18 protein-coding genes and 1 tRNA gene are annotated in these 26,428 nt (G+C 67.7%); 14 read left to right on the top strand and 5 right to left on the bottom strand.

What is annotated here, in order from left to right; all coding sequences use genetic code 11:
- Positions 1-175 precede the first annotated feature (175 nt).
- A tRNA-Leu gene (locus PV762_RS15280) sits at positions 176-263 on the top strand.
- Between the two features lie 28 nt (positions 264-291).
- A complete protein-coding gene (locus PV762_RS15275; protein ID WP_421035872.1) occupies positions 292-1,584 on the top strand; it encodes an MFS transporter in 1,293 nt (430 codons plus the stop codon).
- Between the two features lie 29 nt (positions 1,585-1,613).
- Here PV762_RS15275 and murI read toward each other — a convergent pair whose 3' ends face one another.
- A complete protein-coding gene (murI, locus tag PV762_RS15270) occupies positions 1,614-2,471 on the bottom strand; it encodes a glutamate racemase (RefSeq protein ID WP_421035871.1) in 858 nt (285 codons plus the stop codon).
- A gap of 211 nt (positions 2,472-2,682) precedes the next feature.
- Here murI and PV762_RS15265 point away from each other — a divergent pair, with 211 nt between their 5' ends.
- From PV762_RS15265 to PV762_RS15240, 6 genes are all read left to right on the top strand, one after another.
- Positions 2,683-3,438 (top strand): electron transfer flavoprotein subunit beta/FixA family protein, encoded by a 756-nt coding sequence (locus PV762_RS15265; RefSeq protein ID WP_421035870.1) that lies wholly within the window; start codon positions 2,683-2,685, stop codon positions 3,436-3,438.
- Positions 3,439-3,465: 27 nt separating this feature from the next.
- Entirely contained in the window at positions 3,466-4,395 is a 930-nt protein-coding gene (locus PV762_RS15260) for an electron transfer flavoprotein subunit alpha/FixB family protein (protein WP_421035869.1), read from the top strand.
- A 101-nt stretch (positions 4,396-4,496) separates the two neighbouring features.
- Positions 4,497-6,290 carry an acyl-CoA dehydrogenase gene (locus PV762_RS15255; protein WP_421035868.1) on the top strand — a complete coding sequence of 598 codons (1,794 nt, stop codon included), beginning with the start codon at positions 4,497-4,499 and terminating at the stop codon, positions 6,288-6,290.
- Between the two features lie 106 nt (positions 6,291-6,396).
- Positions 6,397-7,350 carry an NAD(P)H-dependent flavin oxidoreductase gene (locus PV762_RS15250; protein ID WP_421035867.1) on the top strand — a complete coding sequence of 318 codons (954 nt, stop codon included), beginning with the start codon at positions 6,397-6,399 and terminating at the stop codon, positions 7,348-7,350.
- Positions 7,351-7,742: 392 nt separating this feature from the next.
- A complete protein-coding gene (locus PV762_RS15245) occupies positions 7,743-9,284 on the top strand; it encodes a methyl-accepting chemotaxis protein (protein ID WP_421035866.1) in 1,542 nt (513 codons plus the stop codon).
- Between the two features lie 279 nt (positions 9,285-9,563).
- Entirely contained in the window at positions 9,564-12,284 is a 2,721-nt protein-coding gene (locus PV762_RS15240; protein WP_421035865.1) for a 2-oxoglutarate dehydrogenase E1 component, read from the top strand.
- Here the strand turns inward: PV762_RS15240 and PV762_RS15235 are convergent.
- From PV762_RS15235 to PV762_RS15225, 3 genes are all read right to left on the bottom strand, one after another.
- Entirely contained in the window at positions 12,277-13,893 is a 1,617-nt protein-coding gene (locus PV762_RS15235) for an ABC transporter substrate-binding protein (RefSeq protein ID WP_421035864.1), read from the bottom strand. The two genes, PV762_RS15240 and PV762_RS15235, sit on opposite strands and share 8 nt — an antisense overlap.
- Before the next feature lie 112 nt (positions 13,894-14,005).
- Positions 14,006-15,613, bottom strand: coding sequence for an ABC transporter substrate-binding protein (locus tag PV762_RS15230; RefSeq protein WP_421035863.1), 1,608 nt, complete (start codon positions 15,611-15,613; stop codon positions 14,006-14,008).
- A 70-nt stretch (positions 15,614-15,683) separates the two neighbouring features.
- Entirely contained in the window at positions 15,684-16,058 is a 375-nt protein-coding gene (locus PV762_RS15225) for a hypothetical protein (protein WP_421035862.1), read from the bottom strand.
- 131 nt (positions 16,059-16,189) lie between these two features.
- Between PV762_RS15225 and PV762_RS15220 the strand changes: the two genes are divergently transcribed.
- Positions 16,190-17,317, top strand: a complete 1,128-nt coding sequence (locus tag PV762_RS15220; RefSeq protein WP_421035861.1) for a branched-chain amino acid ABC transporter substrate-binding protein — start codon at positions 16,190-16,192, stop codon at positions 17,315-17,317.
- Positions 17,318-17,370: 53 nt separating this feature from the next.
- Here PV762_RS15220 and PV762_RS15215 read toward each other — a convergent pair whose 3' ends face one another.
- Entirely contained in the window at positions 17,371-18,213 is an 843-nt protein-coding gene (locus PV762_RS15215; protein ID WP_421035860.1) for a 2OG-Fe(II) oxygenase family protein, read from the bottom strand.
- A 354-nt stretch (positions 18,214-18,567) separates the two neighbouring features.
- Here PV762_RS15215 and PV762_RS15210 point away from each other — a divergent pair, with 354 nt between their 5' ends.
- From PV762_RS15210 to PV762_RS15190, 5 genes are all read left to right on the top strand, one after another.
- On the top strand, positions 18,568-21,420 hold the full coding sequence (locus PV762_RS15210; RefSeq protein ID WP_421035859.1) for a 2-oxoglutarate dehydrogenase E1 component: 2,853 nt from the start codon (positions 18,568-18,570) through the stop codon (positions 21,418-21,420).
- 115 nt (positions 21,421-21,535) lie between these two features.
- Complete coding sequence (odhB, locus tag PV762_RS15205) at positions 21,536-22,813, top strand: 2-oxoglutarate dehydrogenase complex dihydrolipoyllysine-residue succinyltransferase (protein ID WP_421035858.1); 1,278 nt, start codon at positions 21,536-21,538, stop codon at positions 22,811-22,813.
- An 18-nt stretch (positions 22,814-22,831) separates the two neighbouring features.
- The gene (gene lpdA / locus PV762_RS15200; RefSeq protein ID WP_421035857.1) at positions 22,832-24,259 is read left to right on the top strand and encodes a dihydrolipoyl dehydrogenase; all 1,428 of its coding nucleotides are present in this window, start codon (positions 22,832-22,834) and stop codon (positions 24,257-24,259) included.
- Between the two features lie 92 nt (positions 24,260-24,351).
- Positions 24,352-25,452: a cell division protein ZapE gene (gene zapE / locus PV762_RS15195; protein WP_421035856.1), complete on the top strand. Its 1,101-nt coding sequence runs from the start codon at positions 24,352-24,354 to the stop codon at positions 25,450-25,452.
- Positions 25,453-25,571: 119 nt separating this feature from the next.
- Entirely contained in the window at positions 25,572-26,240 is a 669-nt protein-coding gene (locus PV762_RS15190; protein WP_421035855.1) for a hypothetical protein, read from the top strand.
- The last annotated feature ends 188 nt before the right edge of the window (positions 26,241-26,428 follow it).

Here is a 26,428-nt window from a genome sequence, read left to right as displayed (position 1 = left end):
CGGGAATAGCTCAGTTGGTAGAGCGCAACCTTGCCAAGGTTGAGGTCGCGAGTTCGAGCCTCGTTTCCCGCTCCAAATTCTCCAAAGGGAAGCCCATGCGGCTTCCCTTTTTTCTTTGTCGGTGGCCGTGATAATGCGCGCTCACTCCGACATGGAATCGATGCGGAGTCGTCGCGCCTCGATGGTGAAATTGGTAGACACAGCGGACTTAAAATCCGCCGCCCTCAACCGGCGTACGGGTTCGAGTCCCGTTCGAGGCACCACGCAACCGGCTTCCAGAGACCGCAGCGCATGGGCATGTTTGTGCAGGAACTGTTGAACCCGGGCGTTCGCAAGCGCGAAGTCTTCGGCTGGTCGATGTACGACTTCGCCAACTCGGGCTACACCACCGTCGTCCTGACCGCCGTCTACAACGCGTACTTCGTCGGCGTCATTGCCCGGGGCCAGCCGTCGGCGACCCTGCTCTGGACGGTGCTGATCGCCGTCTCCAGCTTCCTCGTGATGGTGACCATGCCGGGTCTGGGCGCCTGGGCCGATGCGCACGGGGCGAAGAAGAAGCTGCTTGGCATCTGCACGCTGGGCTGCGTGCTGTCGACCGCCGCGCTGGCGGTGTTCGGGGTCGACCAGCTGTGGTGGGCGGCCGCGGCGGTCGTGCTCTCCAACGTCTTCTTCTCGTATGGCGAATCGCTGATCGCGGCATTCCTGCCGGAACTCGCGCGTCGCGACGCGCTCGGGCGCGTGTCGGGCTGGGGCTGGGCCTTCGGTTATCTGGGCGGGATGCTCGCGCTCGGTCTGTGCCTGGGCTATGTGCTGAGCGCGCAGGCGCGCGGCGAGTCCGCCGACCACTTCGTGCCGGTCACGATGCTGATCACCGCCGGCCTGTACCTGCTCGCCGCGTTGCCGACCTTCCTGCTGCTGCGCGAACGCGCCGACCCTTGCGCCACGCGCCGCGCTGCTCGGATGGGGTCAGGTCTTTCCCAGCTGTGGACGTCCTGGCAGCGCGCCCGCGCCTACCCCGACTTCCTGCGTCTGCTCGCCTGCGGAACCAGCTACCAGGCCGGCATCGCCGTCGTCATCGCGCTCGCGGCGGTCTACGCTGAACAGGCGCTCGGCTTCTCGCAGGCGCAGACGATGACGCTGGTATTCCTCGTGAACATCGCCTCCGCCGTCGGCGCCTTCCTCTTCGGCTACTACGAAGACCGCATCGGCCACCAACCCGCCCTCGCGATCACGCTGGTCGGCTGGATGGTCATGACGCTGCTGGCGTTCCTCGCGACGAGCGCGTGGCTGTTCTGGATCGCCGCGGTGATCGCGGGCCTGTGCATGGGCTCCAGCCAGTCCTGCGGCCGCGCGCTGGCAGGCGCGCTCGCGCCCCACGACCGCCTGGCCGAGTTCTTCGGCCTGTGGACCTTCGCCACGCGTCTCGCCGCGATCATCGGTCCGCTCACCTATGGCGCGGTCACGGTGCTGACGGCCGGCAATCACCGGCTCGCCATCCTGGCGACCGGTGTCTTCTTCATCCTGGGCTACTGGTTGCTGAGACGCGTCGACATGGCACGAGGACTGGCGCGCGCGCTGATCTGAAACCGGTCGCCGACGGTGGTCCCGCGTGTTCAGGCGGCGATGCGTGTCGCCGTCGCGTCGCGCCAGCCGAGCGCCTCGCGCGCCAGGTGCTGCAGTGGCGCCGGGTCGCCGGTGCTTTCGAGCACGATCGCCTGGGGCCCCGACGCAGCGAGGTCGAGTCCCTCCCACACCCGCTTCGCCTGCCGTGCCACGGCGTCCTCGATGTTGAGCAGTCGCACGCCGTCACCGAGCGCGGCCTGGATGCGCGCCTGCACCAGCGGATAGTGGGTGCAGCCGAGCAGCACCGTGTCGACACCGCGATCCCTCAGCGGCGCGCAGAAGCGCTCGATCAGATCGCCGAGTGCGGCGCTGCGAAGATCGCCTTGCTCGATCAGCGTGACCAGTCCGGGGCAGGGCTGGCTGATCAGTTCGACATCGCTCGCGTGCGCGGCGACGAGTTGCTCGAAACGCCGGCTCGCGATCGTCGCGGTCGTCGCCATCACGCCGATGCGGCCGTTGCGCGTCGCGGCCACGGCGGGTTTCACGCCTGGCTCGATGCCCACGACGGGCCAGTCGGGCCAGCGCTCGCGCATCGCCTGCACGGCATGCGCCGTCGCCGTGTTGCAGGCCACCACCGCCATGCGCGCGCCGACCTCGCGCAGGCGCTCGGCCACGCGCACGCTGCGCTCGACGATGTACTCGCCGCTGCGGTCGCCATAGGGTGCGTGCGAGGTGTCGGCGACGTAATGCAGCGGTACCTCGGGCAATTGCTCGCGCAGCGCCTTCAGCACGGTCAGCCCGCCGACGCCGGAATCGAAGACCCCGATGCAGGGGACGCGGGTATCGGGGGTGGGGCGGCGCGCGTCGGAGATCGCCGGCGCGCTTTCGGGGGAGGGCAGGAAAGGCACGGAACTCGCGGTCGTGGTCGTGAGGGGGCGGAGCGGTGTGTCGGGAGCGCAGTCTAGAGGAATCCCTCATTCCTGCCGTGAACCGCTTGGCAGCGGCGACGCTATGGCTAGAATAGAACGATCGTTCGTTTTATTTTCGAGCCAGCGACTAGGCGACGCTGCTCCCATAGAATCTGATTAACGTTAACGTCAATCCGCTTGGAGTGCTTCGATGAAGGTATTGGTCCCCGTCAAACGAGTCGTCGATTACAACGTCAAGGTACGCGTCAAGAGTGACGGGACCGGCGTGGACATCGCCAACGTGAAGATGTCCATGAACCCCTTCGACGAGATCGCCGTCGAGGAGGCCGTCCGCCTGAAGGAGAAGGGCGTGGTCACCGAGGTGATCGCCGTCTCCTGCGGCGTCACCCAGTGCCAGGAAACCCTGCGCACCGCGATGGCGATCGGCGCCGACCGCGCGATCCTGGTGGAGACGGCCGCCGACCTCGAACTGCAGCCGCTGGCGGTGGCCAAGCTGCTGAAGGCGCTGGTGGACAAGGAACAGCCGCAGCTGGTGATCCTGGGCAAGCAGGCCATCGACGACGATTGCAACCAGACCGGCCAGATGCTGGCCGCGCTGACGGGCCTGCCGCAAGGCACGTTCGCGTCGAAGGTGGAAGTCTCCGACGGCAAGGTCGCCGTGACGCGTGAAGTCGACGGCGGCCTGGAAACGGTCAGCCTGACGCTGCCCGCGGTCGTGACGACCGACCTGCGCCTGAACGAGCCGCGTTACGTGACGCTGCCCAACATCATGAAGGCGAAGAAGAAGCAGCTCGACGTGGTCAAGCCCGCAGACCTGGGCGTGGACGTGTCGCCGCGCATCAAGACGCTGTCGGTCGCCGAGCCGCCCAAGCGCAGCGCCGGCATCAAGGTGCCGGACGTCGCGACCCTCGTGACGAAGCTGAAGACCGAGGCCAAGGTCATCTAAGTCCAGAACAAGAACCGGAGCCAAGACATGACCATCCTCGTCATCGCTGAACACGACAACGCCTCGCTGAAGGGCGCCACCCACCACGTCGTCACCGCCGCCGCCGCCATCGGCGGTGACGTGCACGTGCTGGTCGTCGGCTCGAACGCCGGCGCCGCCGCCGCGTCCGCCGCGAAGATCTCGGGCGTCGCCAAGGTCCTGCACGCCGACGGCGCGCAGTTCGCCGACGGCCTGGCCGAGAACGTCGCCGCCCAGGTGATCGCCATCGCCAAGGACTACTCGCACCTGCTGTTCCCGGCGACCGCCGCCGGCAAGAACGTCGCGCCGCGCGTCGCCGCGCTGCTGGACGTCGGGCAGGTGAGCGACATCACCAAGGTCGTCGGCCCCGACACCTTCGAGCGCCCGATCTACGCCGGCAACGCGATCGCGACCGTGCAGTCGACGGACGCCGTCAAGGTGATCACCGTGCGCACGACGGGTTTCGACTCCGCGGCCGAAGGCGGCAGCGCAGCGGTCGAAACGCTGTCCGGCGTGGCCGACAGCGGCAAGAGCAGCTTCGTCGGCCGTGAGGTCACGAAGAGCGACCGCCCCGAGCTGACCGCCGCGAAGATCATCGTGTCCGGCGGCCGCGCGCTGGGCAGCAGCGACAAGTTCAACGAAGTGCTGACCCCGCTGGCCGACAAGCTGAACGCCGCGCTGGGCGCTTCGCGCGCCGCGGTGGACGCCGGTTACGCGCCCAACGACTGGCAGGTCGGTCAGACCGGCAAGATCGTCGCGCCGCAGCTGTACATCGCCGCGGGCATCTCCGGCGCGATCCAGCATCTGGCCGGCATGAAGGACTCCAAGGTGATCGTCGCGATCAACAAGGATCCGGAAGCGCCGATCTTCTCGGTGGCCGACTACGGCCTGGAAGCCGACCTGTTCACGGCAGTTCCCGAACTCGTCAAGGCGCTCTGATCGATCGCTGAGCATCGCGACCGCATCGCACGGTCGCCGACAAGACCAAGGGCGCCCGCCGACGACGCGCGGCGCCCTTTTTTCATCCGGAGACAAGCCCCATGACCTACCGCGCCCCGATCAAGGACATGCTGTTCAACATGCAGGCCCTGGCCGGTCTGCAAACGATCGCCGAGCAGATCCCCGCGTTCGCCGACCACGGCCTGGACACCGCGCAGGCGGTGCTCGAGGAATCGGCCAGGCTGAACGAGGACGTGGTCGCGCCGCTGAACGTCGAAGGCGACAAGAACCCGTCGTATTGGAAGAACGGCGAGGTCTTCGCCACGCCGGGCTTCAAGGCGGCGTTCAAGCAGTACGCCGAGGGCGGCTGGCAGGGGTTGCAGCATCCGGAGGCCTATGGGGGTCAGGCCTTGCCCAAGACGATTGGCGCGGCCTGCGGCGAGATCGTGCAGGCGGCCAACGTCAGCTTCGCGCTGTGCCCGCTGCTGACCGACGGCGCGATCGAGGCGCTGCTGGTGGCCGGCTCTGAAGAGCAGAAGCAGACCTTCATTCCGAAGTTGATCTCCGGTGAGTGGACCGGCACGATGAACCTGACCGAGCCGCAGGCCGGTTCGGACCTGGCGATGGTGCGCACCCGCGCCGAGCCGCAAGGCGACGGCACCTACAAGGTCTTCGGCACCAAGATCTTCATCACCTGGGGTGAGCACGACATGGCGGACAACATCGTCCACCTCGTCCTCGCCCGCGTGCCGGGCGCGCCGGAAGGCGTGAAGGGCATCAGCCTGTTCCTGGTCTCGAAGTTCCTGGTGAACGCCGACGGCTCGCTGGGCGCGCGCAATGATGCGCATTGCGTGTCGATCGAACACAAGCTCGGCATCAAGGCGAGCCCGACGGCGGTGCTCCAGTTCGGCGATCACGGCGGCGCCATCGGCACGCTGATCGGCGAGGAAAATCGGGGCCTCGAGTACATGTTCATCATGATGAACGCGGCGCGCTTCGGCGTCGGCGTGCAGGGGATCGCGGTGGCGGACCGCGCCTATCAGAAGGCGGTCGAGTACGCAAAGGACCGCGTGCAATCGCGTCCGGTCGACGGCTCGTCGAAGGATGCCGCGGCGATCATCCACCACCCCGACGTGCGTCGCATGCTGATGACGCAGCGCGCGCTGGTCGAAGGCTGCCGCGCGATGGCGATCGACGCCGCTGCGGCGTATGACATGGCCCATCACCACCAGGACGCCGAGACCCGCCAGCAGGCGCAGGCCTTCTACGAATTCATGGTGCCGCTGATCAAGGGCTACAGCACCGAGATGAGCCTGGAGGTCACCTCGCTGGGCGTGCAGGTGCACGGCGGCATGGGCTTCATCGAGGAGACCGGCGCGGCGCAGTACTACCGCGACGCGCGCATCCTGCCGATCTACGAGGGCACGACGGCGATCCAGGCCAACGACCTGGTCGGCCGGAAGACGGTGCGCGACGGCGGCGCGTTCGCGCGCGGCGTGGCGGCGCAGGTCGAGGAGACCGAAGGCGCGCTGGCCGCGAACGGCAGCGCCGATGCGCTGGCGGTGCGCACCCAACTGGCGGCGGCCCGCGCGGCTTTCGTCGAGGTCGTCGACTTCGTCGCGGCCAACGGCAAGGCCAATCCGAACGCGGCCTTCGCCGGCTCGGTGCCGTACCTGATGGTCGGCGGCAACCTGATGGCGGGCTGGCAGCTGGCGCGCTCGCTGCTCGCCGCGCAGGAGTTGAAGGCCACCGGCGAGGACGTCGCCTTCATGGACGCCAAGATCGTCACCGCGCGCTTCTACGCCGAGCACATCCTGCCCCGCTGCGCCGCTCAGCGCGACGCGGTCGTGAACGGCGCGGACAGCGTGATGGCGCTGCCGATCGACGCGTTCTGACGCTTGATGAGCTGACTGCAACGTCCCCTGCGCGACGCGTCATCGCGGGTGCGGGGGTCACCATGGACGGCATCGATCCGTCGACTTGACCCGAGGAGATTCCGAGGTGGCACTTCCCCCGCTGTTCAACAAGCTGCGCCTGCCGGTCATCGGCTCGCCGCTGTTCATCATCAGCAATCCGAAGCTGGTGATCGCGCAATGCAAGGCCGGCATCGTCGGTTCGATGCCGTCGCTCAACGCGCGCCCGGCCGAGCTGCTCGACGACTGGCTCGCTGAGATCACCGAGACGCTGGCCGCGCATGACCGCGCGCATCCCGAGTCGCCGGCCGCGCCGTTCGCGATCAACCAGATCGTGCACAAGAGCAACGACCGGCTCGATCACGACATGGCCCTGTGCGCCAAGTACAAGGTGCCCATCGTGATCACCTCGCTGGGCGCGCGCGAGGACGTCAACGCCGCCGTGCACGGCTGGGGCGGCATCGTGCTGCACGACATCATCAACAACAGGTTCGCGAAGAAGGCGATCGAGAAGGGCGCCGACGGCCTGATCGCCGTGGCGGCGGGCGCGGGCGGCCATGCCGGCGTGAAGAGCCCCTTCGCGTTGATCCAGGAGATCCGCGAGTGGTTCGACGGCCCGCTGGCGCTGTCGGGATCCATGGCCAGCGGCGACGCGATCCTCGCCGCGCGGGCGATGGGCGCGGACCTCGCGTACATCGGCTCGGCCTTCATCGCGACCGAGGAGGCGCGCGCCTCCGACGACTACAAGCAGATGATCGTCGAGAGCAACAGCGACGACATCGTCTACAGCAACCTGTTCACCGGGGTGCACGGCAACTACCTGAAGGGTTCGATCATCAAGGCCGGCCTCGATCCTGAGAACCTGCCCGAGAGCGACCCCACGAAGATGAACTTCGGCGGCACGGGCGCCAAGGCGTGGAAGGATGTCTGGGGCAGCGGCCAGGGCATCGGTGCGATCCGCGAGGTGCTGCCCGCCGGCGAACTCGTGGCCCGCTTCGGTCGCGAATACCAGGCGGCGCGGGAGCGTCTCGCACTGGCCTGACGACCGGCGACGGCGCCCTCCGCGCCATCCCCGACGCCCCGCCTGGCGGGGCGTTGTCGTTTCTGCCTTGTCCTGTTCTTGGTTTCCCTCATTCATTTCGAATCTCCCCCGCCGTACTCCGTCCGGTTGTGAGCCCGTTCACGCTTTGGCGGGGAATATCCCCTCAACAGGGGGTGGAGAAGCGCCGCACAGCGCCCGTTGTGCGCGATTGGCGGCCCCGGTGGATTGCTAATCGACCACCTCTGAGCCAGCTCCTCGGCCCTATCCGTTGAAAACTTCACGGCTAATGAATTTCACAACGTGATTGCTACTTTCGCATTGCTGAAGTCGATAGACCTGAAATGTAAGCGGTGGTTTCATGGGGGCATTTCGTCGTCAGGGAGAGCTCACAAATGAAATTGGCCGACGTCCGGATCGGGTCACGTCTTGCCGCGGCATTCGCGGTCGTCTTCATCCTGCTGCTGGTGATCCTGGGGGTGGGGATCCGCGTCATCGACGGGGTCAACGCGACCATGGGGCGGGTGGTCGAGGACCGCTACGCGCTGATCGCGCTGACCACGCAGGTCAAGAGCGTGGGGGACCGCGGCGCGATCACCATCGGACGGCTGCTGCTGGCGGGCACACCCGAGGCGACCAAGAAGTACATGGACGAGTACGCCGGCATCCGCCAGGCCAATTCGGAGAACCTCGCCAAGCTCGAGAAGATGCTGGCCGACGAGGAGAGCAAGCAGCTCTTCGCGGAGCAGTCGGCGGCGCGCAAGGACTACGGCGCGCTGGTGCGCAGGATCTTCGACCTGCTGGCGGCCGGCGACCGTGACGGCGCGATGGCGGTCTACCAGGACCAGATGGCCGGCCCGCAGGCGCGCTACTACGCGCTGATCGACAAGATGGTCGACTTCCAGGCCGCGCGCATGGCCGCGGACGTGGCCGAGGCCAACGAGCGTTCGCAGGGCGCCAAGCTCGACATGATCGTCGCGTCGGCGCTGGCGCTGCTGATGGGGGTGGCGACCGCGTTCTTCATCACGCGCTCGATCACGCAGCCGATCGAGGGCGCCATCGAGCTCGCGGAGCGCGTCGCCGCCGGCGACCTGACCTACCGCATCCGCGCCAACGGCAAGGATGAGGTGGCGCGGCTGATGTCCGCCCTGCAGAACATGGTGGAGAACCTGCACCGCATCGTGACCGAGGTCCGCACCGGCGCGGACACGATCGCCAACGCGGCGGCGGAGGTCGCGCAGGGCAACCAGGACCTGGCGGCACGCACCGAGCAGCAGGCCGCGGCCCTGGAGGAAACCGCCTCGGCGATGGAGCAGCTCACGGCGTCGGTGCGCATGAGCGCCGACAACGCCGGCGAGGCCGACCGTTCCGCGTCGTCGGCGTCCGGCATCGCCACGCAGGGCGGCGAGGTGGTGGGGAATGTGGTGGAGACCATGAGTTCGATCTCCGCGGCCTCGCGCCGCATCGTCGAGATCATCGGCGTCATCGACGGCATCGCGTTCCAGACCAACATCCTGGCGCTGAACGCGGCGGTCGAGGCGGCACGCGCGGGCGAGCAGGGCCGCGGCTTCGCGGTGGTCGCGTCGGAGGTGCGCAGCCTGGCGCAGCGCAGCGCGACAGCGGCCAAGGAGATCAAGCGGCTGATCGACGACTCGGTGTCGCAGGTCGAGGCCGGCGGCCGCATGGTCGAGCAGGCCGGACAGACGATGCAGCAGGTTGTGGGCAGCATCCGGCACGTGAGCCACATCGTGACCGAGATCAGCGCGTCCAGCCGCGAGCAGAGCGCGGGCATCGAGCAGGTCAACGCGGCGGTCGTGCAGATGGACGACTCGACGCAGAAGAACGCGGCCATGGTCGAGCAGAGCACCGCCGCGGCGCGGGCCCTGCAGGCGCAGGCGCATCAGCTCAACGACGCGGTCCGCGCCTTCGCGCTGTGAGGCCGCGAGGCGGGCGCGACGTCTCGGAGACGTCGTGAGCCGGTCTTGAACCCGCGAGCGGCGGCCGCAAGCCGTCGCTCAGGTTGGAGGGGACGGGAGACGGAACCGGCCGCAGAGCCGGAGGTCACGCAGCCCGGGAGGATCCGACCGTCGATCGATCGCCGGCCCGCGAAGGCCGGAAGGGATCGGCACAGGCGCCGCAGAGCGCCGGGGGTCGCCCGCGAGGCGTGACGAGCAGGGCTCATCCGAGCCACGTCAGTCAACGTCAAGGGAGTCGACATGTCTGTGAACACCTCGTTCGGGCGCCACGCCTGGGCGCTCCGCTGCCGCTTCGATCGCGACACCGATCCGTCGGACGCGGGCGCCTCGCCGGCCTCATCCGCGTCTCCGTCACCGCGTCTGCGGCCCGGCATCGCCGCGCTGATCGACGCGTTCCGTCAACACGGGCATCGCCACGCGCGACTTGATCCGCTGGTCGGCGCGCCGGTCGTGCCACGCGATGGCGTCAACGCCGACGGCGGGGGCAACGGCGTCGATGGCGTCGCCGATGCCTTCGACCTGCAGCGCTTCGGTCTGACGGCAGCGGATGCCGTCGCCCATGACGGCGATACGGTCTTCGGTGCCACCGAAGCGGGGGCGCTCCAACGGCGCCTCAGCGCCCTGTACTGCGGCGCGTTGGCGCTTGACCTGAGCGCGGTGCGCGACGAGTCCCGCCGCGCCTGGTGGATCGCGCGCTTCGAATCGGAAGACGGACCGCTGTCCGGCGATGCAGCGCGTGCGCTGCTGCGTCGGCTCGCGCGCGTCGAGGGCTGGGAGCGATATCTGGCGAAGCGTTTCCCGCACGGCAAGCGCTTCTCGCTGGAAGGCAATGAAGCGTTGCTGCCGCTGCTCGACACGCTGCTGGAGGCCGGTGCCGCGCGAGGGGTCGACCAGGTGATGATGGGCATGCCGCATCGCGGCCGTGTGAACGTGCTAGCCAATCTGATGGGCCATCCCGTCGACGCCTTGATCGACTACTTCGAGCCCGCGCCTGCGCATCCGGAGCGGCAACGGGACCTCGTGTACCACCTCGGCGGCACGTCGCGCGTGCAGACCAGGCACGGCGCGGTGCGCCTGCGTCTGGCGAGCAACCCGTCGCACCTGCAGAGTGTTTATCCGGTGGTGGTCGGCATGGCGCGCGCGGCGCGGACCGCGGCGGGCGACCGGCCGGCGCGGTGCATGGCCGTGGTGATGCACGGCGACGCCGCCTTCGCGGGGCAGGGCGTGGTGATGGAGACGCTGGCGCTTGGCCTGAAGCCGGGCTACGAGGTGGGCGGCGTGATCCACGTCGTCATCAACAACCAGCTGGGCTTCACCGAGCCGAATCCGATGGACGCGGCGTCGGCGCGCTACTGCACCGACGCGACGCGCGGTGTGGACGCGCCCGTGCTGCGTGTGCATGCCGACGATCCGGAAGCGGTGCTGCGAGCAGCGCGGCTCGCGGTCGACTACCGGGCGCGCTTCGGCACCGATGTCGTGATCGATCTGGTCGGCTATCGCCGCCTGGGCCACTCGGAGCACGACGTGCCGCAGCTGACCAGTCCGGCGCTGTACCGGCGGATGCCGGCGAAGGCGGGCGTGACGGCGCTGTATGCGGAACGTCTGATGGCGGAGCGGCGTGTTTGCGACGACGAAGTCGCGGCCATCGCCGCGGAGGTCGATGCCTTCGACCCGGCGAGCCCGCTCGACAGCGCCGCGCCGATGATGGACGACGCGACGGCGACGCCCGGGAAGCGCGCGCCCCTCGGCGATCTGCATGACGTCCTGGAAGCGCTGGCGCAATTGCCGGAAGATTTCGAACCGCACGCGCTGCTGCGCGACCAGGCCGGCCGCTGGCGTGGCATGGCCGACGACGCCCGCCGCCCCGCCGACTGGTGCACGGCGGAGACGCTCGCGTGGGCGCAGGTCCTGCGTGCGGGTGTCGGGGTGCGGATCTCCGGGCTCGACGTGCAGCGAGGCACCTTCCTGCATCGACAGGCGGTATGGCATCACCAGGGACGGGCGGTCGACGGCGCAAGCCTCCCGGCGTCGGGGGCCCTGTCGACGTGGACGCCGCTGTCGCGCTTCGCGTGCGAGGGCGCGCGGCTGGAGGTCGTGAACTCGCTGCTGGCCGAAGAGGCCGTGCTCGGATTCGAGTACGGGCACAGCGTGCAGGCGCGCGACGTGATGACCGTGTGGGAGGCGCAGTTCGGCGACTTCGTCAACGGGGCGCAGGTCTACCTGGACCAGTACCTCAGTTCCGGCGAGGAGAAGTGGGGCGACACCTCCGCGCTGACCGTGCTGCTGCCGCATGGCTACGAGGGCGTGGGTCCGGAGCACTCGAACGGCTTCCTCGCGCGCCTCCTGCAGTTGTGCGGCGCGGACAACCTGCGCGTGGCGATGCCGTCGACCTCGGGCCAGTACGCGGCGCTGCTGCAGCGCCAGGCGCTGGATCCGGTGCGCAAGCCGCTGATCGTGATGACGCCGAAGGCGGTGCTGCTCAACGAGCCGCGCAGCCACACGCCGATCGGCGTGCTCGCGGCCGGAGGTTTCGTGCCGGTGCTGGATGACGATACCGTCGACGCGGCGCGGGCCCAGCGGGTCAGGCGCGTCGTGCTGAGCAGCGGCAAGGTGCACTACGACCTGCTGAGCGCGCGCCAGGCGATGGCGGGATCGCTTTCAGACCCGATGGCGGGCGCGACGGCGCTGGTGCGGGTCGAGCAGCTCTATCCATTCCCGCGCGAGGCGCTGGCGACGGTGCTCCAGCGCTATCCGCTCATCGAAGAGATCGTGTGGACTCAGGAAGAGACCCGCAACCAGGGCCCGTGGCACTTCGTCCGCGATGAACTGGAGGCACTGCTGCCCGACGGCGCCCGACTGCGCGAGGTCTCCCGCGCGGTGACCGCGGCTGGCGCCACGGCCTCGCCGCTGATCCATCGCTGGCAGCAGGCGGCGCTGGTCCGCCAGGTGTTCCTCACTTGATCGTGGTGAACCGCGCCTCCGGTCTGTCGTCGGAGCGGTGCGGCGTCGTGACGCTCTTCTTCATCGCCCACGGACGCACCTGGTGGTGCAGCGGGATGAAGAAGACCTCGTCGCGGATCCGCACCAGGCCTTCCTTCAGCAGCGCGTTGCGCTTGGCGACGTCACCTTCGACCTTCGCCGCGTCGATGATCTGGTCGAGCTTGGCGTCGCTCAGACGGAAGTAGTTCCCGCTGCCGTCCGCGCCGCCGACGCGCGTGCGCGCCAGCGATTGCATCGTGTACAGCGCGTCGTAGGTCGGCACGCCCCAGCCGTACAGGAACAACGGGTACTCGAACGCCTGAAGCTTCGGGCTGAACGTGCTGAACGACTCCGTCTGCAGCCGCGCCTTGATGCCGACCTTGCTCCACATCGACACCACCGCGAGGCAGATCTCCTCGTCGTTGACGTAGCGGTTGTTGGGGCAGTTCATCGGCACGTCGAAGCCGTTCGGATAGCCGGCCTCGGCGAGCAGCTTCTTCGCACGCTCGGCGTCGACCTTGGTCGGCACGTCGATGTCCGGCGCGTTGCCGTTCACGCCCGGCGCGACCATGATGCCGGCCGGCACCGACAGGCCGCGCATCGTCGCGCGCTTGATCGCCTCGCGGTCGATGGCCAGCGACATCGCCTCGCGCACGCGCTTGTCCTTGAACGGGTTCTTGCCGGTCACGCTGCTGCCCTTGAGCTGCTCGCTGCCCTGGTCCATGCCGATGAAGATCGTGCGCGTCTCGCTGCCTTCGGCGACGCTGAGCTTGGGATCGGCCTTCAGCCGGCCGACGTCCTGCGTCGGGATGTCGGACAGCAGGTCCACGTCGCCGGACAGCAGCGCCGCGACGCGCGTCGGATCCGACTTGATCGGGGTGTAGATGACCTCGTCGACGTTGGTCGCGTTCTTCGCGTCCCACCACTCCTTGTTCTGGACCATCGTGATGCGCTGGTCCGGCTGCCAGCCGGTGATGCGGTACGGACCGGTGCCGTTGGCGTTGCGCGTGGCGAAGGTCTCTTCCTTGGCCTTGAAGTCCGGCAGGTTGGTCGCCTTGTTCTTGTCCGCCCAGGTCTTGCTCATGATGCGGAAGTCGACGAACTGGCGCAGCAGGATGGGGTTCGGCGCCGTGAGGATCACGTCGATGGTGTGGCTGTCGACCTTCCTGATGTCGGCGACGCCGGCCACGAACGGATGCATCGTGCCCACGGGCTGCTTGATGCGATGGAACGAGAACACCACGTCGTCCGCGGTGAACGGCGAGCCGTCGTGGAACTTCACGCCCTTGCGCAACTCGAAGCGGACCTGCGTCGGGCTGACCTGCGTCCACTTGGTGGCGAGCGAGGGCTCGACCTGGTACTGGCGGTCGTAGCGCGTCAGGCCTTCATAGGCGTGCTGGGTGATCGCGTTCGTGGTGCTGTGGTTCTGCGAGTGCGGATCCAGCGTCAGCACGTCGTTCTGGGCCGCCCACCGCAGCGGGGCGGCGTGGGCGATCCCGACCGTCGCCGCGAAGGCGGCGACGCACAGGGCGGTACGAGCGGTACGAGCGGTACGAGCGGATCGGATCGATCCGGAGTGATTCCTCGACATGAGCGGTAGCTCCCTTGGCAGCGTCGTTAAGTAAACGTGAAGTCGCCTGGATGCTAGCCGCCAGCGCTGGCCCCGAGGAGCCAGCGTGTCTACGGGATTGCCCGGGGTGGGATCACTTGATGGTGGTGAACCGCGCCTCCGGCCGGTCGTTGGATCGGTGCAGCGTCTGCAGGTTGGCGCGCATCGCCCACGGGCGCACCTGGTGGTGCAGGGGGATGAACAGGTACTGGTCGCGCGTGCGCACCAGCGCGTCGCGCAGCAGCGCGTTGCGCTTGGGGATGTCGATCTCGCTCTTGGCGGCGTCGATCAGCTTGTCGAGCGCCGGATCGCTGACCTTGGAGAAGTTGAAGCTGCCGTCCGCGCCGCCGCTGCGGGTGCGGGCCAGCGCTTGCAGCGAGTAGAGCGCATCCATCGTCGACACGCCCCAGCCCAGCATGTACAGCGGCGCCTCGAAGCGCTGGAACAGCTGGCTGTGTTGCGACATCGGCTGCGCCGTCAGTCGCGCGGTGACGCCGATCTTGCTCCACATCGAGACGACGGCCAGGCAGACCTTCTCGTCGTTGACGTAGCGGTTGTTGGGGCAGTTCAGCGGGATCTCGAAGCCGTTCGGATACCCGGCGTCGGCGAGCAACTTCTTCGCGCGGCCCAGGTCGGGCTTGGCGGGCTTGTCCAGCGCGGCGTCGTAGCCGTTGACGCCGGGCGGGATCATCAGCGACGCCGGCACCGACATGCCGCGCATGATGCTGCGCTTGATCGCCTCGCGGTCGATGGCAATGGACAGCGCCTCGCGCACGCGCATGTCCTTGAACGGGTTCTTGCCCTTGACCGAGGCGCCGCGCAGCTCATCGCTGCCCAGGTCCATCGCGAAGAAGATGGTGCGGGTCTCGGGCCCTTCGACCGACTTGAGTTTCGCGTCGGCCTTCACCGCGGCGACGTCCTGCGTCGGCACCTCGGTCAGCAGGTCCACGTCGCCGGACGTCAGCGCCGCGACGCGCGTCGGATCCGACTTGATCGGGATGTAGCTGACCTCGGTGATGTTGCCCTTGTTCTTGTCCCACCAGCCCTTGTTGATCACCATCGAGATCTTCTGGTCGGGCTGCCAGGAGGTGATCTCGTACGGGCCCGTGCCGTCGACGTGGCGGCTGGCGTAGTTCTCGTCCTTGGCCTTGTAGTCGGCCATCTGGGTCGCCTTGTTCTTCTCGGCCCAGACCTTGCTCATGATCCGGAAGTCGACCAGGTTGCGCAGCAGGATGGGTTGCGGCGAGTCGAGGATCAGGTCGACGGTGAAGTCGTCGATCTTCCTGATCTCCTTGATGCCGGTGACGTAGATCTGCATCGTGCCCTGCGGCTGGCGGATGCGGTCGAAGCTGAAGATCACGTCGTCCGCGGTGAACGGCGAGCCGTCGTGGAACTTCACGCCCTTGCGCAGCTCGAAGCGGACCTGCGTCGGGCTGATCTGCGTCCACTTCGTGGCCAGGCAGGGCTCGATCTCCCACTGCTCGTTGTAGCGGGTCAGGCCTTCGTAGGCGTGCTGCAGGATGGCGCTGGTGGTCGTGTGGTCCTGCGAGTGCGGATCCAGCGTCAGCACGTCGTTCTGCGCGGCCCAGCGCAGCGGCACGGCCGATACGCCGGGTGCGACGGCCGCTGCGCCGAGCGCGATCGAGAGGGACAGCGCCGTGCGGGCGCGCACGAACCGGGATGCTCTGGGGAGACGGGACATGGATGGACTCCGATGAAGCCTGATCAGGCGGTGCTCGGCCCATGCTATGCCGGGAGGGGGCAGGCGTTGCTTAGCGCTTCTCCGGAGACGGTGCGGGAGGCGAGGGGGGCGTCGTCGGTTCGATGTCCGCGTCGCAGCCGATGCCCGCAGCGATCATGCGTCGCGCGTAGCGGCGGATCAGGCGGTTGACGAGCCCGTCGGGCTTGAATGTTGGCAACCCAACATAGCGCGTCGGATGCACCAGCATGCCGCATCGATACTGCCCGTCGTGCTCCGACCACTGCAGCGCGCGGCAGGCGCCTTCGCGTTTCAGGCTCACCAGCATGCCGAGCGGACAGGGCTCGGCGAGGCAGCAGACGCCGCAGCCGTTGCACGGTGCGCCGACGGCGGGTTTGGGTGGCGCTGCCGGATGAATCCAGATGACGCTGCCTGTTCGGGAGGACATGCCGCACTGTAGACCGGCCCGCGTCGCCGCTTTCACGGTCGTGCGACCTCGCCGCGCCGCGGGCGCCGCACGGCGCCATTACGTAGACTCGTGCCCTCCCTTACCGGGGAAGACCTTACCGAGGAAGACAAATGAAGAAGTTCTCTCTGAAACTGCTGGTGCTGGCCGCCGGCTTCGCGGCCCTGGGCGCCCATGCGCAGGAGCGCATCCGCATCGGGTTCATGAGCCCGGTGACCGGCCCGCAGGCCGGTTACGGCATCGACAACCGCGACGGCGCGGCGCTCGCCATCAAGGAACTGAATGCCAAGGGCGTGAAGGTCGGCGGCAAGCCGGTGGTGTTCGAGCTCGACGTCAACGACGACGTGGCCGATCCGCGCCAGGGCGTGCAGGTGGCGCAGGCGCTGGTCGACAAGAAGATCAGGTTCGTGCTCGGGCCCTACAACTCGGGCGTGACCATGCCGGCCTCGCGCGTGTTCTCGGACGGCGGCGTGATCGTGCTGACGGTGGCCTCCAACCCGCGCATCACGCAGCAGCCCAACCAGTCCAACCTGTTCCGCATCGGCGCGACCGACAACCAGCTCGGCGCGAAGATGGCCGTGTACGCGGCGCAGGACCTGAAGGTGAAGACGGTCGCCGTCATCGACGACCGCACCGCCTACGGCCAGGGCGTCGCGCAGGAGTTCACCGCGCAGGCGGCCAAGCTCGGCATCAAGGTCGTGTCCAAGGAGTTCACCAACGACAAGGCCACGGACTTCAACAGCATCCTGACCGCCGTGAAGGCGGCCAAGCCGGACGCGGTGTTCTACGGCGGCTACTCCGCGCAGGGCGGGCCGATGCTGCGCCAGATGCGCGGCCTCGGCATCACGGCGCCGCTGCTGGGCGGCGACGGCATCTGCTCGTCGGAGACCGCGACGCTGTCGCAGATCGCGAACGACCTGAACGCCTACTGCACGCAGGGCGGCGCGCTGATCGACCGCAGCGCCAAGGGCAAGCAGTTCATCGACAAGTACAAGGCCGAGTTCAAGCGCGATCCGCTGACCTACGCCGCGTCTTTCTACGACGGCGCCTACCTGCTGGCCGGTGCGATCGAGGCGACGCAGTCCACCGATCCGAAGAAGGTCGGCGAGCACATCGCGAAGTCGAGCTACGCCGGCGTGGCCGGCGAATACGCCTACGACGACAGGCACGACCTGAAGTCGTCCGCCGTCACGGTGTTCACGCTCAAGGGCAAGGACGTCGTGCCGATGAAGAGCCTTTAAGTAGAAAGCCCCTTCCCGGGAGGGAAGGGGCCTTGTGGCTGGATGGGCCGGGGTCAGGTCTTGACGCCCAGCTCCCGCAGCCGCTCTTCCAGATACTCATGCGCGGTGTAGCGGTCCGACAGGACCACGTCCTCGCGCGGATGCAGGAACAGCGGCAGCGAGACGCGGCTCTTCTTCGCGCCGTCGCCGGTCGGATTGACCACGCGGTGCTGCGTCGACGGGTAGTAGCCCTGCGACGCTTCCTGCAGCATGTCGCCGATGTTGATGATCAGCATGCCGAAGTCGCCCGGCACGTCGACCCACGCGCCATCCTTGCCCTGCACCTGCAGGCCGGGCTCATTCGCCGCCGGCAGGATGGTCAGCAGGTTGATGTCGCCGTGCGCCGCGGCGCGCAGCGAGCCGGCCGGCTCGTTGCCGGTCAGCGGCGGATACCGCAGCACGCGCAGCAGCGTGTGCCGGCTGTCCTTGATCATGTTGGACAGCGGCTCGCGATAGTTCTTCGCGATGTCGGCCGGGGTGTGCTGCTCCACCCACGACAGCAGCTCCGCCGCCAGGTCGTTGGCGATGCGGTAGTAGCGCATCGCGTCGTCCTTCAGCGGCGCCGGGATCCTTCCCCACGGGTAGATGTGGAAGTACTCCTTGATGTCCTTCTGCGTGTGGCCCTTGGCGGTCTCCGAGATCTCGGTGGAGAAGTAGCCGTCCTGCGTCTCCTTGGAGAACGCCAGCCCGTGCTTCTCGGTCCCGTTGAAGTAGCCGAGCCAGTCGGCATAGATCTTCTCGACCAGTTCCTGGGGCAGGGGGTGGTTCACCAGGACGCCGAAGCCTGTCTCGTGCAGGGAGCGGGTGAATTGCTCTGCCGCATCCGCGGCGCGGTAGTCGACGACTCGAACTTGCATGTGGGATCTCCTGTGTCCCGGGCAGTCCGCCATTCAATCTCGGGGCGGTACGCCAACCCGCAGTCTACTGCTTGGAGTTGGTGCCTCGCAAACGTTTGTGAGCCCTGACGTCGACGTCAGGTTCTGTTCTCTTGATGTCTGTCATCGACAGGGCGCACAGGAAGTGGGCGAACCCGCAACAGCGCCGGTTCCAGCGTGGTGCTACAGTCCTGCGCTTGTGACTTCAGGTCCTTCCCGTACCCCTTTTCTGGCAACAGCAAAGGCGGGTCGCAATCCGCCAACCGGTCAAGCCGTGTCGCGGAAGGTTCATAACCAGCCGATAGCCCTGGAAGCCGGGGCAGAGGTGAGCGAAAGATGATGCAGCAATACAGCTCGAACTCCTACCTGTTCGGGGGCAATGCTCCCTACGTCGAGGAGATGTACGAGCAGTACCTCGACAACCCGGGCGCCGTGCCCGACAACTGGCGCGCCTACTTCGACGCGCTGCAGCACGTCCCCGCGGTGGACGGCAGCGACAAGCGGGACGTCCCTCACGCCCCCGTCGTCGAATCCTTCGCGCAACGCGCCAAGGCCAACGCACTCAACAACAAGGTGTCCTCCGCCGAGCTCGAAGTGGCCGGCAAGCAGGTGCACGTCCAGTCGCTGATCGCCGCGTATCGCACGCTGGGCTCGCGCTGGGCGGACCTGGACCCCCTGAAGCGCACCGAGCGCGCCAAGATCGCGGAACTGGAACCCTCGTCCTACGGCCTCACCGAAGCCGACATGGACCGCACGTTCAGCGCGACCAATACCTATTTCACCAAGGCCGAGCGCATGACCCTGCGCGAGATCGTGCAGGCCTTGCGTGACACCTACTGCGGCTCTGTCGGCGCCGAGTTCATGCATGTCACCGAGCCGACCGAGAAGCGCTGGTGGCAGGAGCGCCTGGAGGCGATCCGCAGCAAGCCGACCTACACGGCCGAGAAGAAGCAGCAGATCCTGGAGCGCCTGACGGCCGCCGAAGGCCTGGAGCGCTACCTGCACACGAAGTACGTCGGCCAGAAGCGTTTCTCGCTGGAAGGCGGCGAGAGCTTCATCGTCTCGATGGACGAGCTGGTGAAGAGCGCCGGCAGCAAGGGCGTGCAGGAGATCGTGATCGGCATGGCCCACCGCGGCCGCCTGAACGTCCTGGTCAACACCCTGGGCAAGATGCCCAAGGACCTGTTCGCCGAGTTCGACCACACCGCCCCTGAAGACCTGCCCTCGGGCGACGTGAAGTACCACCAGGGCTTCTCCAGCGATGTGACCACCCCCGGCGGCCCCGTCCACCTGAGCCTGGCCTTCAACCCGTCGCACCTGGAGATCGTGAACCCGGTCGTCGAGGGCTCGGTCAAGGCGCGCATGGACCGGCGCGGCGACAAGACCGGCGAGCAGGTGCTGCCCGTGCTGGTGCACGGCGACGCGGCCTTCGCCGGCCAGGGCGTGGTGATGGAGACGCTGGCGCTGGCGCAGACGCGCGGCTACTACACCGGCGGCACCGTCCACATCGTCATCAACAACCAGATCGGCTTCACCACCAGCGACCCGCGCGACACGCGCTCGACGCTGTACTGCTCCGACGTCGTCAAGATGATCGAGGCCCCGGTGCTGCACGTGAACGGCGACGATCCGGAAGCGGTCGTGCTGTGCACGCAGCTGGCGCTGGAATACCGTCAGCAGTTCAAGAAGGACGTCGTCGTCGACATCGTCTGCTTCCGCAAGCTGGGGCACAACGAGCAGGACACGCCCGCGCTGACGCAGCCGCTGATGTACAAGACCATCGCCAAGCACCCGGGCACCCGCCGCCTGTACGGCGACAAGCTGGTGGCCCAGGGCGTGCTGGACGCCGAAGGTCCGGACGGCATGGTCAAGGCCTTCCGTTCCGCGATGGACGAGGGCCGTCACACCGTCGACCCGGTGCTGACCAACTTCAAGAGCAAGTACGCGACCGACTGGACCCCGTTCCTCGGCAAGAAGTGGACCGACAGCTGCGACACCGCGCTGCCGGTGGCCGAATGGAAGCGCCTGGCCGAGAAGGTCACGACGCTGCCGGGCGGCTTCAAGGCCCACACGCTGGTGGAGAAGGTCATCGCCGACCGCGCGGCCATGGGTCGCGGCGACATCAACGTCGACTGGGGCATGGGCGAGCACATGGCCTTCGCCTCGCTGGTGGCTTCGGGCTACCCGATCCGCCTGTCCGGTGAAGACTGCGGCCGCGGCACGTTCACCCACCGCCATGCGGTGCTGCACGACCAGAACCGCGAGCGCTTCGACGAAGGCATCTACATCCCGCTGCAGAACGTCGCGGAAGGCCAGGCCCCGTTCGTCGTGATCGACTCGATCCTGTCGGAAGAGGCGGTGCTGGGCTTCGAATACGGTTACGCCGCCGCCGATCCGCACACGCTGACCATCTGGGAAGCGCAGTTCGGCGACTTCGTGAACGGCGCGCAGGTCGTGATCGACCAGTTCATCGCCTCGGGCGAAGTGAAGTGGGGCCGCTCCAACGGCCTGACGCTGATGCTGCCGCACGGCTATGAAGGCCAGGGCCCGGAGCACAGCTCGGCCCGCCTGGAGCGCTTCATGCAGCTGGCCGCCGACAACAACATGCAGATCGTCCAGCCGACGACGGCGTCGCAGATCTTCCATCTGCTGCGTCGCCAGATGCTGCGCATGTTCCGCAAGCCGCTGGTCATCCTGACGCCCAAGTCGCTGTTGCGCGCCAAGGACGCCACCTCGCCGGTCAGCGAATTCACCAAGGGTGAGTTCCGCACCGTCATCGGGGAGACCAGCGCCGAGATCGACGCCGGCAAGGTCAAGCGCGTGATCGCCTGCTCCGGCAAGGTGGCCTACGACCTGATCAAGGCCCGCGGCGACAAGAAGGACGTCGCGATCATCCGCGTGGAACAGCTGTACCCGTTCCCGCACAAGGCGTTCGCGGCCGAGCTGAAGAAGTACCCCAACCTGGCCGAGATCGTGTGGTGCCAGGACGAGCCGCAGAACCAGGGCGCCTGGTTCTTCGTGCAGCACTACATCCACGAGAACATGGCCGACGGCCAGAAGCTCGGCTACGCGGGCCGTCCCGCCTCGGCCTCGCCGGCCGTCGGCTACGCCCACCTGCACCAGGAACAGCAGAAGGCGCTGCTGGAGCAGGCCTTCGGCAAGCTGAAGGGTTTCGTGCTGACCAAGTGAGTCATTGCGGACGCCGCGCGCCGCAATGACACCGGCGCCGGGGACGGGCACACGCTCCCCGGCGACCGGCAGGCGCAAGGCTCCGGTTTACTGAAAAACCGAGAGAACAAACATCATGGCAATCGTTGAAGTCAAAGTCCCCCAGCTGTCCGAATCGGTCGCCGAAGCGACCCTGCTCCAGTGGAAGAAGAAGCCCGGCGACGCCGTGGCCATCGATGAAATCCTGATCGAGATCGAGACCGACAAGGTCGTGCTCGAAGTGCCGGCGCCGTCCGCCGGCGTGCTGGCCGAGCTGGTCGTCGCCGACGGCGGCACCGTGACCTCGGACCAGGTCATCGCCAAGATCGACTCCGAAGGCAAGGCCGGCGCTGCCGCTCCTGCCGCTGCTGCTCCGGCGCCCGCCGCCGCGGCACCCGCTCCGGCCGCTGCCGCCGCCTCGTCGGACAGCAAGGCCGGTGTCGCGATGCCCGCCGCCGCGAAGATCATGGCCGACAACAACCTGGCCGCCGGCTCCGTCCCGGGCACCGGCAAGGATGGCCGCGTGACCAAGGGCGACGTGCTGGGCGCGATCGATGGCGGCGCCAAGCCGGCCACCACCTCTGCACAAGTCGCGGCGCCGGTGCAGGCCCCCACCGCGCCGGCCAAGGCGCCGCTGCAGGCCGTCGCCGCCCCGGTGGCCGCCAACCTGGGCGACCGCCCGGAACAGCGCGTGCCGATGAGCCGCCTGCGCGCCCGCATCGCCGAGCGCCTGCTGCAATCGCAGTCGACCAACGCCATCCTGACCACGTTCAACGAAGTGAACATGGCGCCGGTGATGGAGCTGCGCAAGAAGTTCCAGGACAGCTTCACCAAGGAACACGGCACGAAGCTGGGCTTCATGAGCTTCTTCGTGAAGGCCGCCGTGCACGCGCTGAAGAAGTATCCGGTGCTGAATGCTTCGGTCGACGGCAACGACATCGTCTACCACGGCTACTTCGACATCGGCATCGCCGTCGGCTCGCCGCGCGGCCTGGTCGTGCCCATCCTGCGCAACGCGGACCAGATGAGCTTCGCCGACATCGAGAAGAAGATCGCCGAGTTCGGCAAGAAGGCCCAGGAAGGCAAGCTCGGCATCGAAGAGATGACCGGCGGCACCTTCTCGATCTCCAACGGCGGCACCTTCGGCTCGATGCTGTCGACCCCCATCATCAACCCGCCGCAGTCGGCCATCCTGGGCGTGCACGCGACCAAGGACCGCGCCGTCGTCGAGAACGGCCAGATCGTGATCCGTCCGATCAACTACCTGGCGATGTCCTACGACCACCGCATCATCGACGGCCGCGAAGCCGTGCTGGGTCTGGTCGCGATGAAGGACGCGCTGGAAGATCCGTCGCGCCTGCTGTTCGACATCTAAGCCAAGGACGATCACGACATGAGCAAGCAATTCGACGTCGTCGTCATCGGCGGCGGTCCCGGCGGCTACATCGCGGCGATCCGCGCGGCGCAACTGGGCTTCAACACGGCCTGCATCGACGAGTGGAAGAACGACAAGGGCGGTCCCGCCCTGGGCGGCACCTGCACCAACGTCGGCTGCATCCCGTCCAAGGCCCTCCTGCAGTCCAGCGAGCACTTCGAGCACGCCGGCCACGGCTTCGCCGACCACGGCATCTCGATGAACGACCTGAAGATCGACATCGCCAAGATGGTCGGTCGCAAGGACGCCGTCGTGAAGCAGAACAACGACGGCGTGCAGTACCTGTTCAAGAAGAACAAGGTCACCTTCTTCCACGGCCGCGGCTCGTTCGTGGCGGCGAAGGACGGCGCGTACGAGCTGAAGGTCGCCGGCGCGGCTGAAGAGACCATCACGGCCAAGCACGTGATCGTCGCCACCGGCTCCAACGCCCGCCAGCTGCCGGGTGCCCCGTTCGACGAGACCAACATCCTGTCGAACGACGGCGCGCTGCGCATCCCGGCCGTGCCGAAGAAGCTGGGCGTGATCGGCTCCGGCGTCATCGGCCTGGAAATGGGTTCGGTGTGGCGTCGCCTGGGTTCGGAAGTGACGATCCTGGAAGCGCTGCCCGCCTTCCTGGGCGCCGCCGACGAGTCCGTCGCCAAGGAAGCGGCCAAGGTCTTCAAGAAGCAGGGCCTGAACATCGAGCTGGGCGTGAAGATCACGTCCGTCGAGAACGGCAAGGACGGCGTCACGGTGAAGTACACCGACGCCAAGGGCGGCGAGCAGACGCTGGCGGTGGACAAGCTGATCGTCTCGATCGGCCGGACCGCCAACACCATCGGCCTGAACCCCGAAGCCGTGGGCCTGAAGCTCGATGAGCGCGGTGCTGTCATCGTCGACGACGAGTGCAAGACCAACCTCCCGGGCGTCTGGGCCATCGGCGACGTCGTGCGCGGCCCGATGCTGGCGCACAAGGCTGAGGAAGAAGGCGTTGCCGTGGCCGAGCGCATCGCCGGCCAGCACGGTCACGTCAACTTCAACACCATCCCGTGGGTGATCTACACCAGCCCCGAGATCGCGTGGGTCGGCAAGACCGAGCAGCAGCTGAAGGCGGACGGCGTGGCCTACAAGGCGGGTCAGTTCCCGTTCCTGGCCAACGGCCGCGCCCGCGCGCTGGGCGACACGACCGGCTTCGTCAAGTTCCTGGCCGACGCCAAGACCGACGAGATCCTGGGCGTGCACATCATCGGCCCGATGGCCTCGGAGCTGATCGCCGAGTCCGTGGTCGCGATGGAGTTCAAGGCCTCGGCCGAGGACATCGCTCGCATCTGCCACGCGCACCCGTCGCTGAGCGAAGCGACCAAGGAAGCGGCCCTGGCCATCGACAAGCGCACGCTGAACTTCTGAGCTCCGGCTCGAAGCGCATCGGACGCATGAACGGAAGGGGCGGCGAGAGTCGCCCCTTTCTCCTTTCCGCATGACCCCCGCGTGATCCCCGCATGACCACCGTCACCGAGCTCTATCACCAGACCCTCGCCGAGCGCGGCTACACCGCCGACGCGGCGCAACTGCGCGCCGTCGCCTCGCTGCAGCGCTGCCAGGACGAATGGGCCGACTACAAGGCGCGGCGCTCCAACGCGGTGACCAAGTTCCTGGTGCGGCCGCCGCTGCCGCGCGGCGTGTACATGTTCGGCGGCGTCGGCCGCGGCAAGAGCTTCCTGATGGACTGCTTCTTCCAGGCCGTGCCGCTGACGCGCAAGACCCGGCTCCACTTTCACGAGTTCATGCGCGAGGTCCACCGCGAGCTGCAGGAGCTCAAGGGCATCCAGGATCCGCTGGACGAGCTCGGCAAGCGCATCGCGCGGCGCTTCCGGCTGATCTGCTTCGACGAGTTCCACGTCGCCGACGTCACCGACGCGATGATCCTGTACCGGCTGCTCGACGCGCTGTTCAAGAATCGCGTGTCCATCGTGACCACGTCCAACTTCCATCCCGACGGGCTCTATCCGAACGGGCTGCACCGCGACCGCATCCTGCCCGCGATCGAGCTGCTGAAGCAGAACCTGGAAGTCATCAACGTCGACAACGGCACCGACTACCGGCAACGCTCGCTGGAGCACGTCGACCTGTATCACACCCCGCTGAACGCGCAGACGGAAGAGGCGCTGACGGCGGCCTTCGAATCGCTCGCCGAGGCGCGCGACGAGGATCCGGTGCTGCACATCGAGCACCGCGAGATCCGTTCCCGCCGCCGCGCCGGCGGCGTGGTGTGGTTCGACTTCGCGGAGCTCTGCGGCGGACCGCGCTCGCAGAACGACTACCTCGAACTGGCGACGCAGTTCCACACCATCATCCTGTCCAACGTGCCGGCGATGCCGCCGCGGCTGGCCAGCGAGGCGCGCCGCTTCACGCTGCTCGTGGACGTGCTGTACGACCGGCGCGTGAAGCTGATCATCTCCGCGGCCGTGCCGGCGGAGCAGCTCTACACGGAGGGCCCGCTGGCGCACGAGTTCCCCCGCACGGTGTCGCGGCTGCAGGAGATGCAGTCGAAGGAATACCTCGAATTGGAGCGTCGCGACGTCGACACGCGGCTGACCTGAGGCCAGCTCCCGCCTCCGGGTGGGACGCCGCCCCGGTCGCTCCCTCCGAATGGGGTGTAGGGAAGTCACGGGCCGGCGTGTCACCGGAACGGGTGTCGCCGGATGCGATGATCACGGCCATGACTTTCCGCTCCGTCCTTGTTCTCCTGCCGATGGCGCTGTCGGGCGCCGCCGTGTCCACGGCCGTCTGCGCCGCGGAGATGACCCGTGCCGAGATCGGCGCCGCCCGTGCCCGCATCGAGCAGACCTACCAGGCCAAGGTGCGCGAGTGCAACCAGCGGTTCGTCGTGACCGGTTGCCTGGAGGACGCCCGCGACGAACGCATCCGTCAGCTGCGTCCGCTGGACCACGCGGAGCACCAGGTCAACGCCGAGGAGCGCCTGCGGCGCGGCGCCGCCGCGCGGGAGCGGGTCGAGAAGAACGAACGCGAGGCGGCCCAGGACGAGGCTCGTCGCAAGACCGAATCGGTGCGCGAGGCGGCTCAGCCGGCGTCGATGCCCGTGTTGCCCGCCGCGCGCACGCCGCGCGCGAATCCTGAGTTGCATCAACGCCGCGAGGCGAAGCTGGATGCCGAAGCCAAGGCCGACGCCGCCAAGCGTCGCGAGGCAGCCGCCGAGCGCCAGCGCAAGGCGCAGGAGCGCCAGAGAAAGGCCGGCGAGCAGCAGGTGCGTTCGGCGCAGAAGGCCGCTTCCGCGTCGTCCGCGCCGGTCGGCAGGAACACCAAGCCGCCCGCGGCACATCTGCCGACGCCGTCGGCCTCCGACATCCGCGCCCTGCCCAAGCCCTGAGACGCCGTCGCTGAATGCAAAACGCCGGTTTCTGAACTGCACCCCAAAGGTTGGACGCCAATCCAACCTTTGGGGTGTTTTTCATGACGAAGTACAGCGAGAGCGTGAGGTTCAAAGTGGTTCGGAAGTACCAGGCTGGGGGCCTGGGCTGTGCGGCATTGGCCAAGCTCTTCGGAGTCGACGTAACG

It is taken from the genome of Mitsuaria sp. CC2, from assembly GCF_048957715.1.
Taxonomy (GTDB): domain Bacteria; phylum Pseudomonadota; class Gammaproteobacteria; order Burkholderiales; family Burkholderiaceae_C; genus Roseateles.
The sequence above is the reverse complement of the archived record's forward strand: the minus strand, read 5'-3'. Positions and strand labels throughout refer to the sequence as shown.

What these genes read in the sequence shown, in the direction of transcription:
- PV762_RS15275 (WP_421035872.1), top strand. Translation starts at nt 292, where the DNA reads ATGGGCATGTTTGTGCAGGAACTGTTGAACCCGGGCGTTCGCAAGCGC.
- PV762_RS15265 (WP_421035870.1), top strand. Translation starts at nt 2,683, where the DNA reads ATGAAGGTATTGGTCCCCGTCAAACGAGTCGTCGATTACAACGTCAAG.
- PV762_RS15260 (WP_421035869.1), top strand. Translation starts at nt 3,466, where the DNA reads ATGACCATCCTCGTCATCGCTGAACACGACAACGCCTCGCTGAAGGGC.
- PV762_RS15255 (WP_421035868.1), top strand. Translation starts at nt 4,497, where the DNA reads ATGACCTACCGCGCCCCGATCAAGGACATGCTGTTCAACATGCAGGCC.
- PV762_RS15245 (WP_421035866.1), top strand. Translation starts at nt 7,743, where the DNA reads ATGAAATTGGCCGACGTCCGGATCGGGTCACGTCTTGCCGCGGCATTC.
- PV762_RS15240 (WP_421035865.1), top strand. Translation starts at nt 9,564, where the DNA reads ATGTCTGTGAACACCTCGTTCGGGCGCCACGCCTGGGCGCTCCGCTGC.
- PV762_RS15235 (WP_421035864.1), bottom strand. Translation starts at nt 13,893, where the DNA reads ATGTCGAGGAATCACTCCGGATCGATCCGATCCGCTCGTACCGCTCGT.
- PV762_RS15230 (WP_421035863.1), bottom strand. Translation starts at nt 15,613, where the DNA reads ATGTCCCGTCTCCCCAGAGCATCCCGGTTCGTGCGCGCCCGCACGGCG.
- PV762_RS15225 (WP_421035862.1), bottom strand. Translation starts at nt 16,058, where the DNA reads ATGTCCTCCCGAACAGGCAGCGTCATCTGGATTCATCCGGCAGCGCCA.
- PV762_RS15220 (WP_421035861.1), top strand. Translation starts at nt 16,190, where the DNA reads ATGAAGAAGTTCTCTCTGAAACTGCTGGTGCTGGCCGCCGGCTTCGCG.
- PV762_RS15215 (WP_421035860.1), bottom strand. Translation starts at nt 18,213, where the DNA reads ATGCAAGTTCGAGTCGTCGACTACCGCGCCGCGGATGCGGCAGAGCAA.
- PV762_RS15210 (WP_421035859.1), top strand. Translation starts at nt 18,568, where the DNA reads ATGATGCAGCAATACAGCTCGAACTCCTACCTGTTCGGGGGCAATGCT.
- odhB (WP_421035858.1), top strand. Translation starts at nt 21,536, where the DNA reads ATGGCAATCGTTGAAGTCAAAGTCCCCCAGCTGTCCGAATCGGTCGCC.
- lpdA (WP_421035857.1), top strand. Translation starts at nt 22,832, where the DNA reads ATGAGCAAGCAATTCGACGTCGTCGTCATCGGCGGCGGTCCCGGCGGC.
- zapE (WP_421035856.1), top strand. Translation starts at nt 24,352, where the DNA reads ATGACCACCGTCACCGAGCTCTATCACCAGACCCTCGCCGAGCGCGGC.
- PV762_RS15190 (WP_421035855.1), top strand. Translation starts at nt 25,572, where the DNA reads ATGACTTTCCGCTCCGTCCTTGTTCTCCTGCCGATGGCGCTGTCGGGC.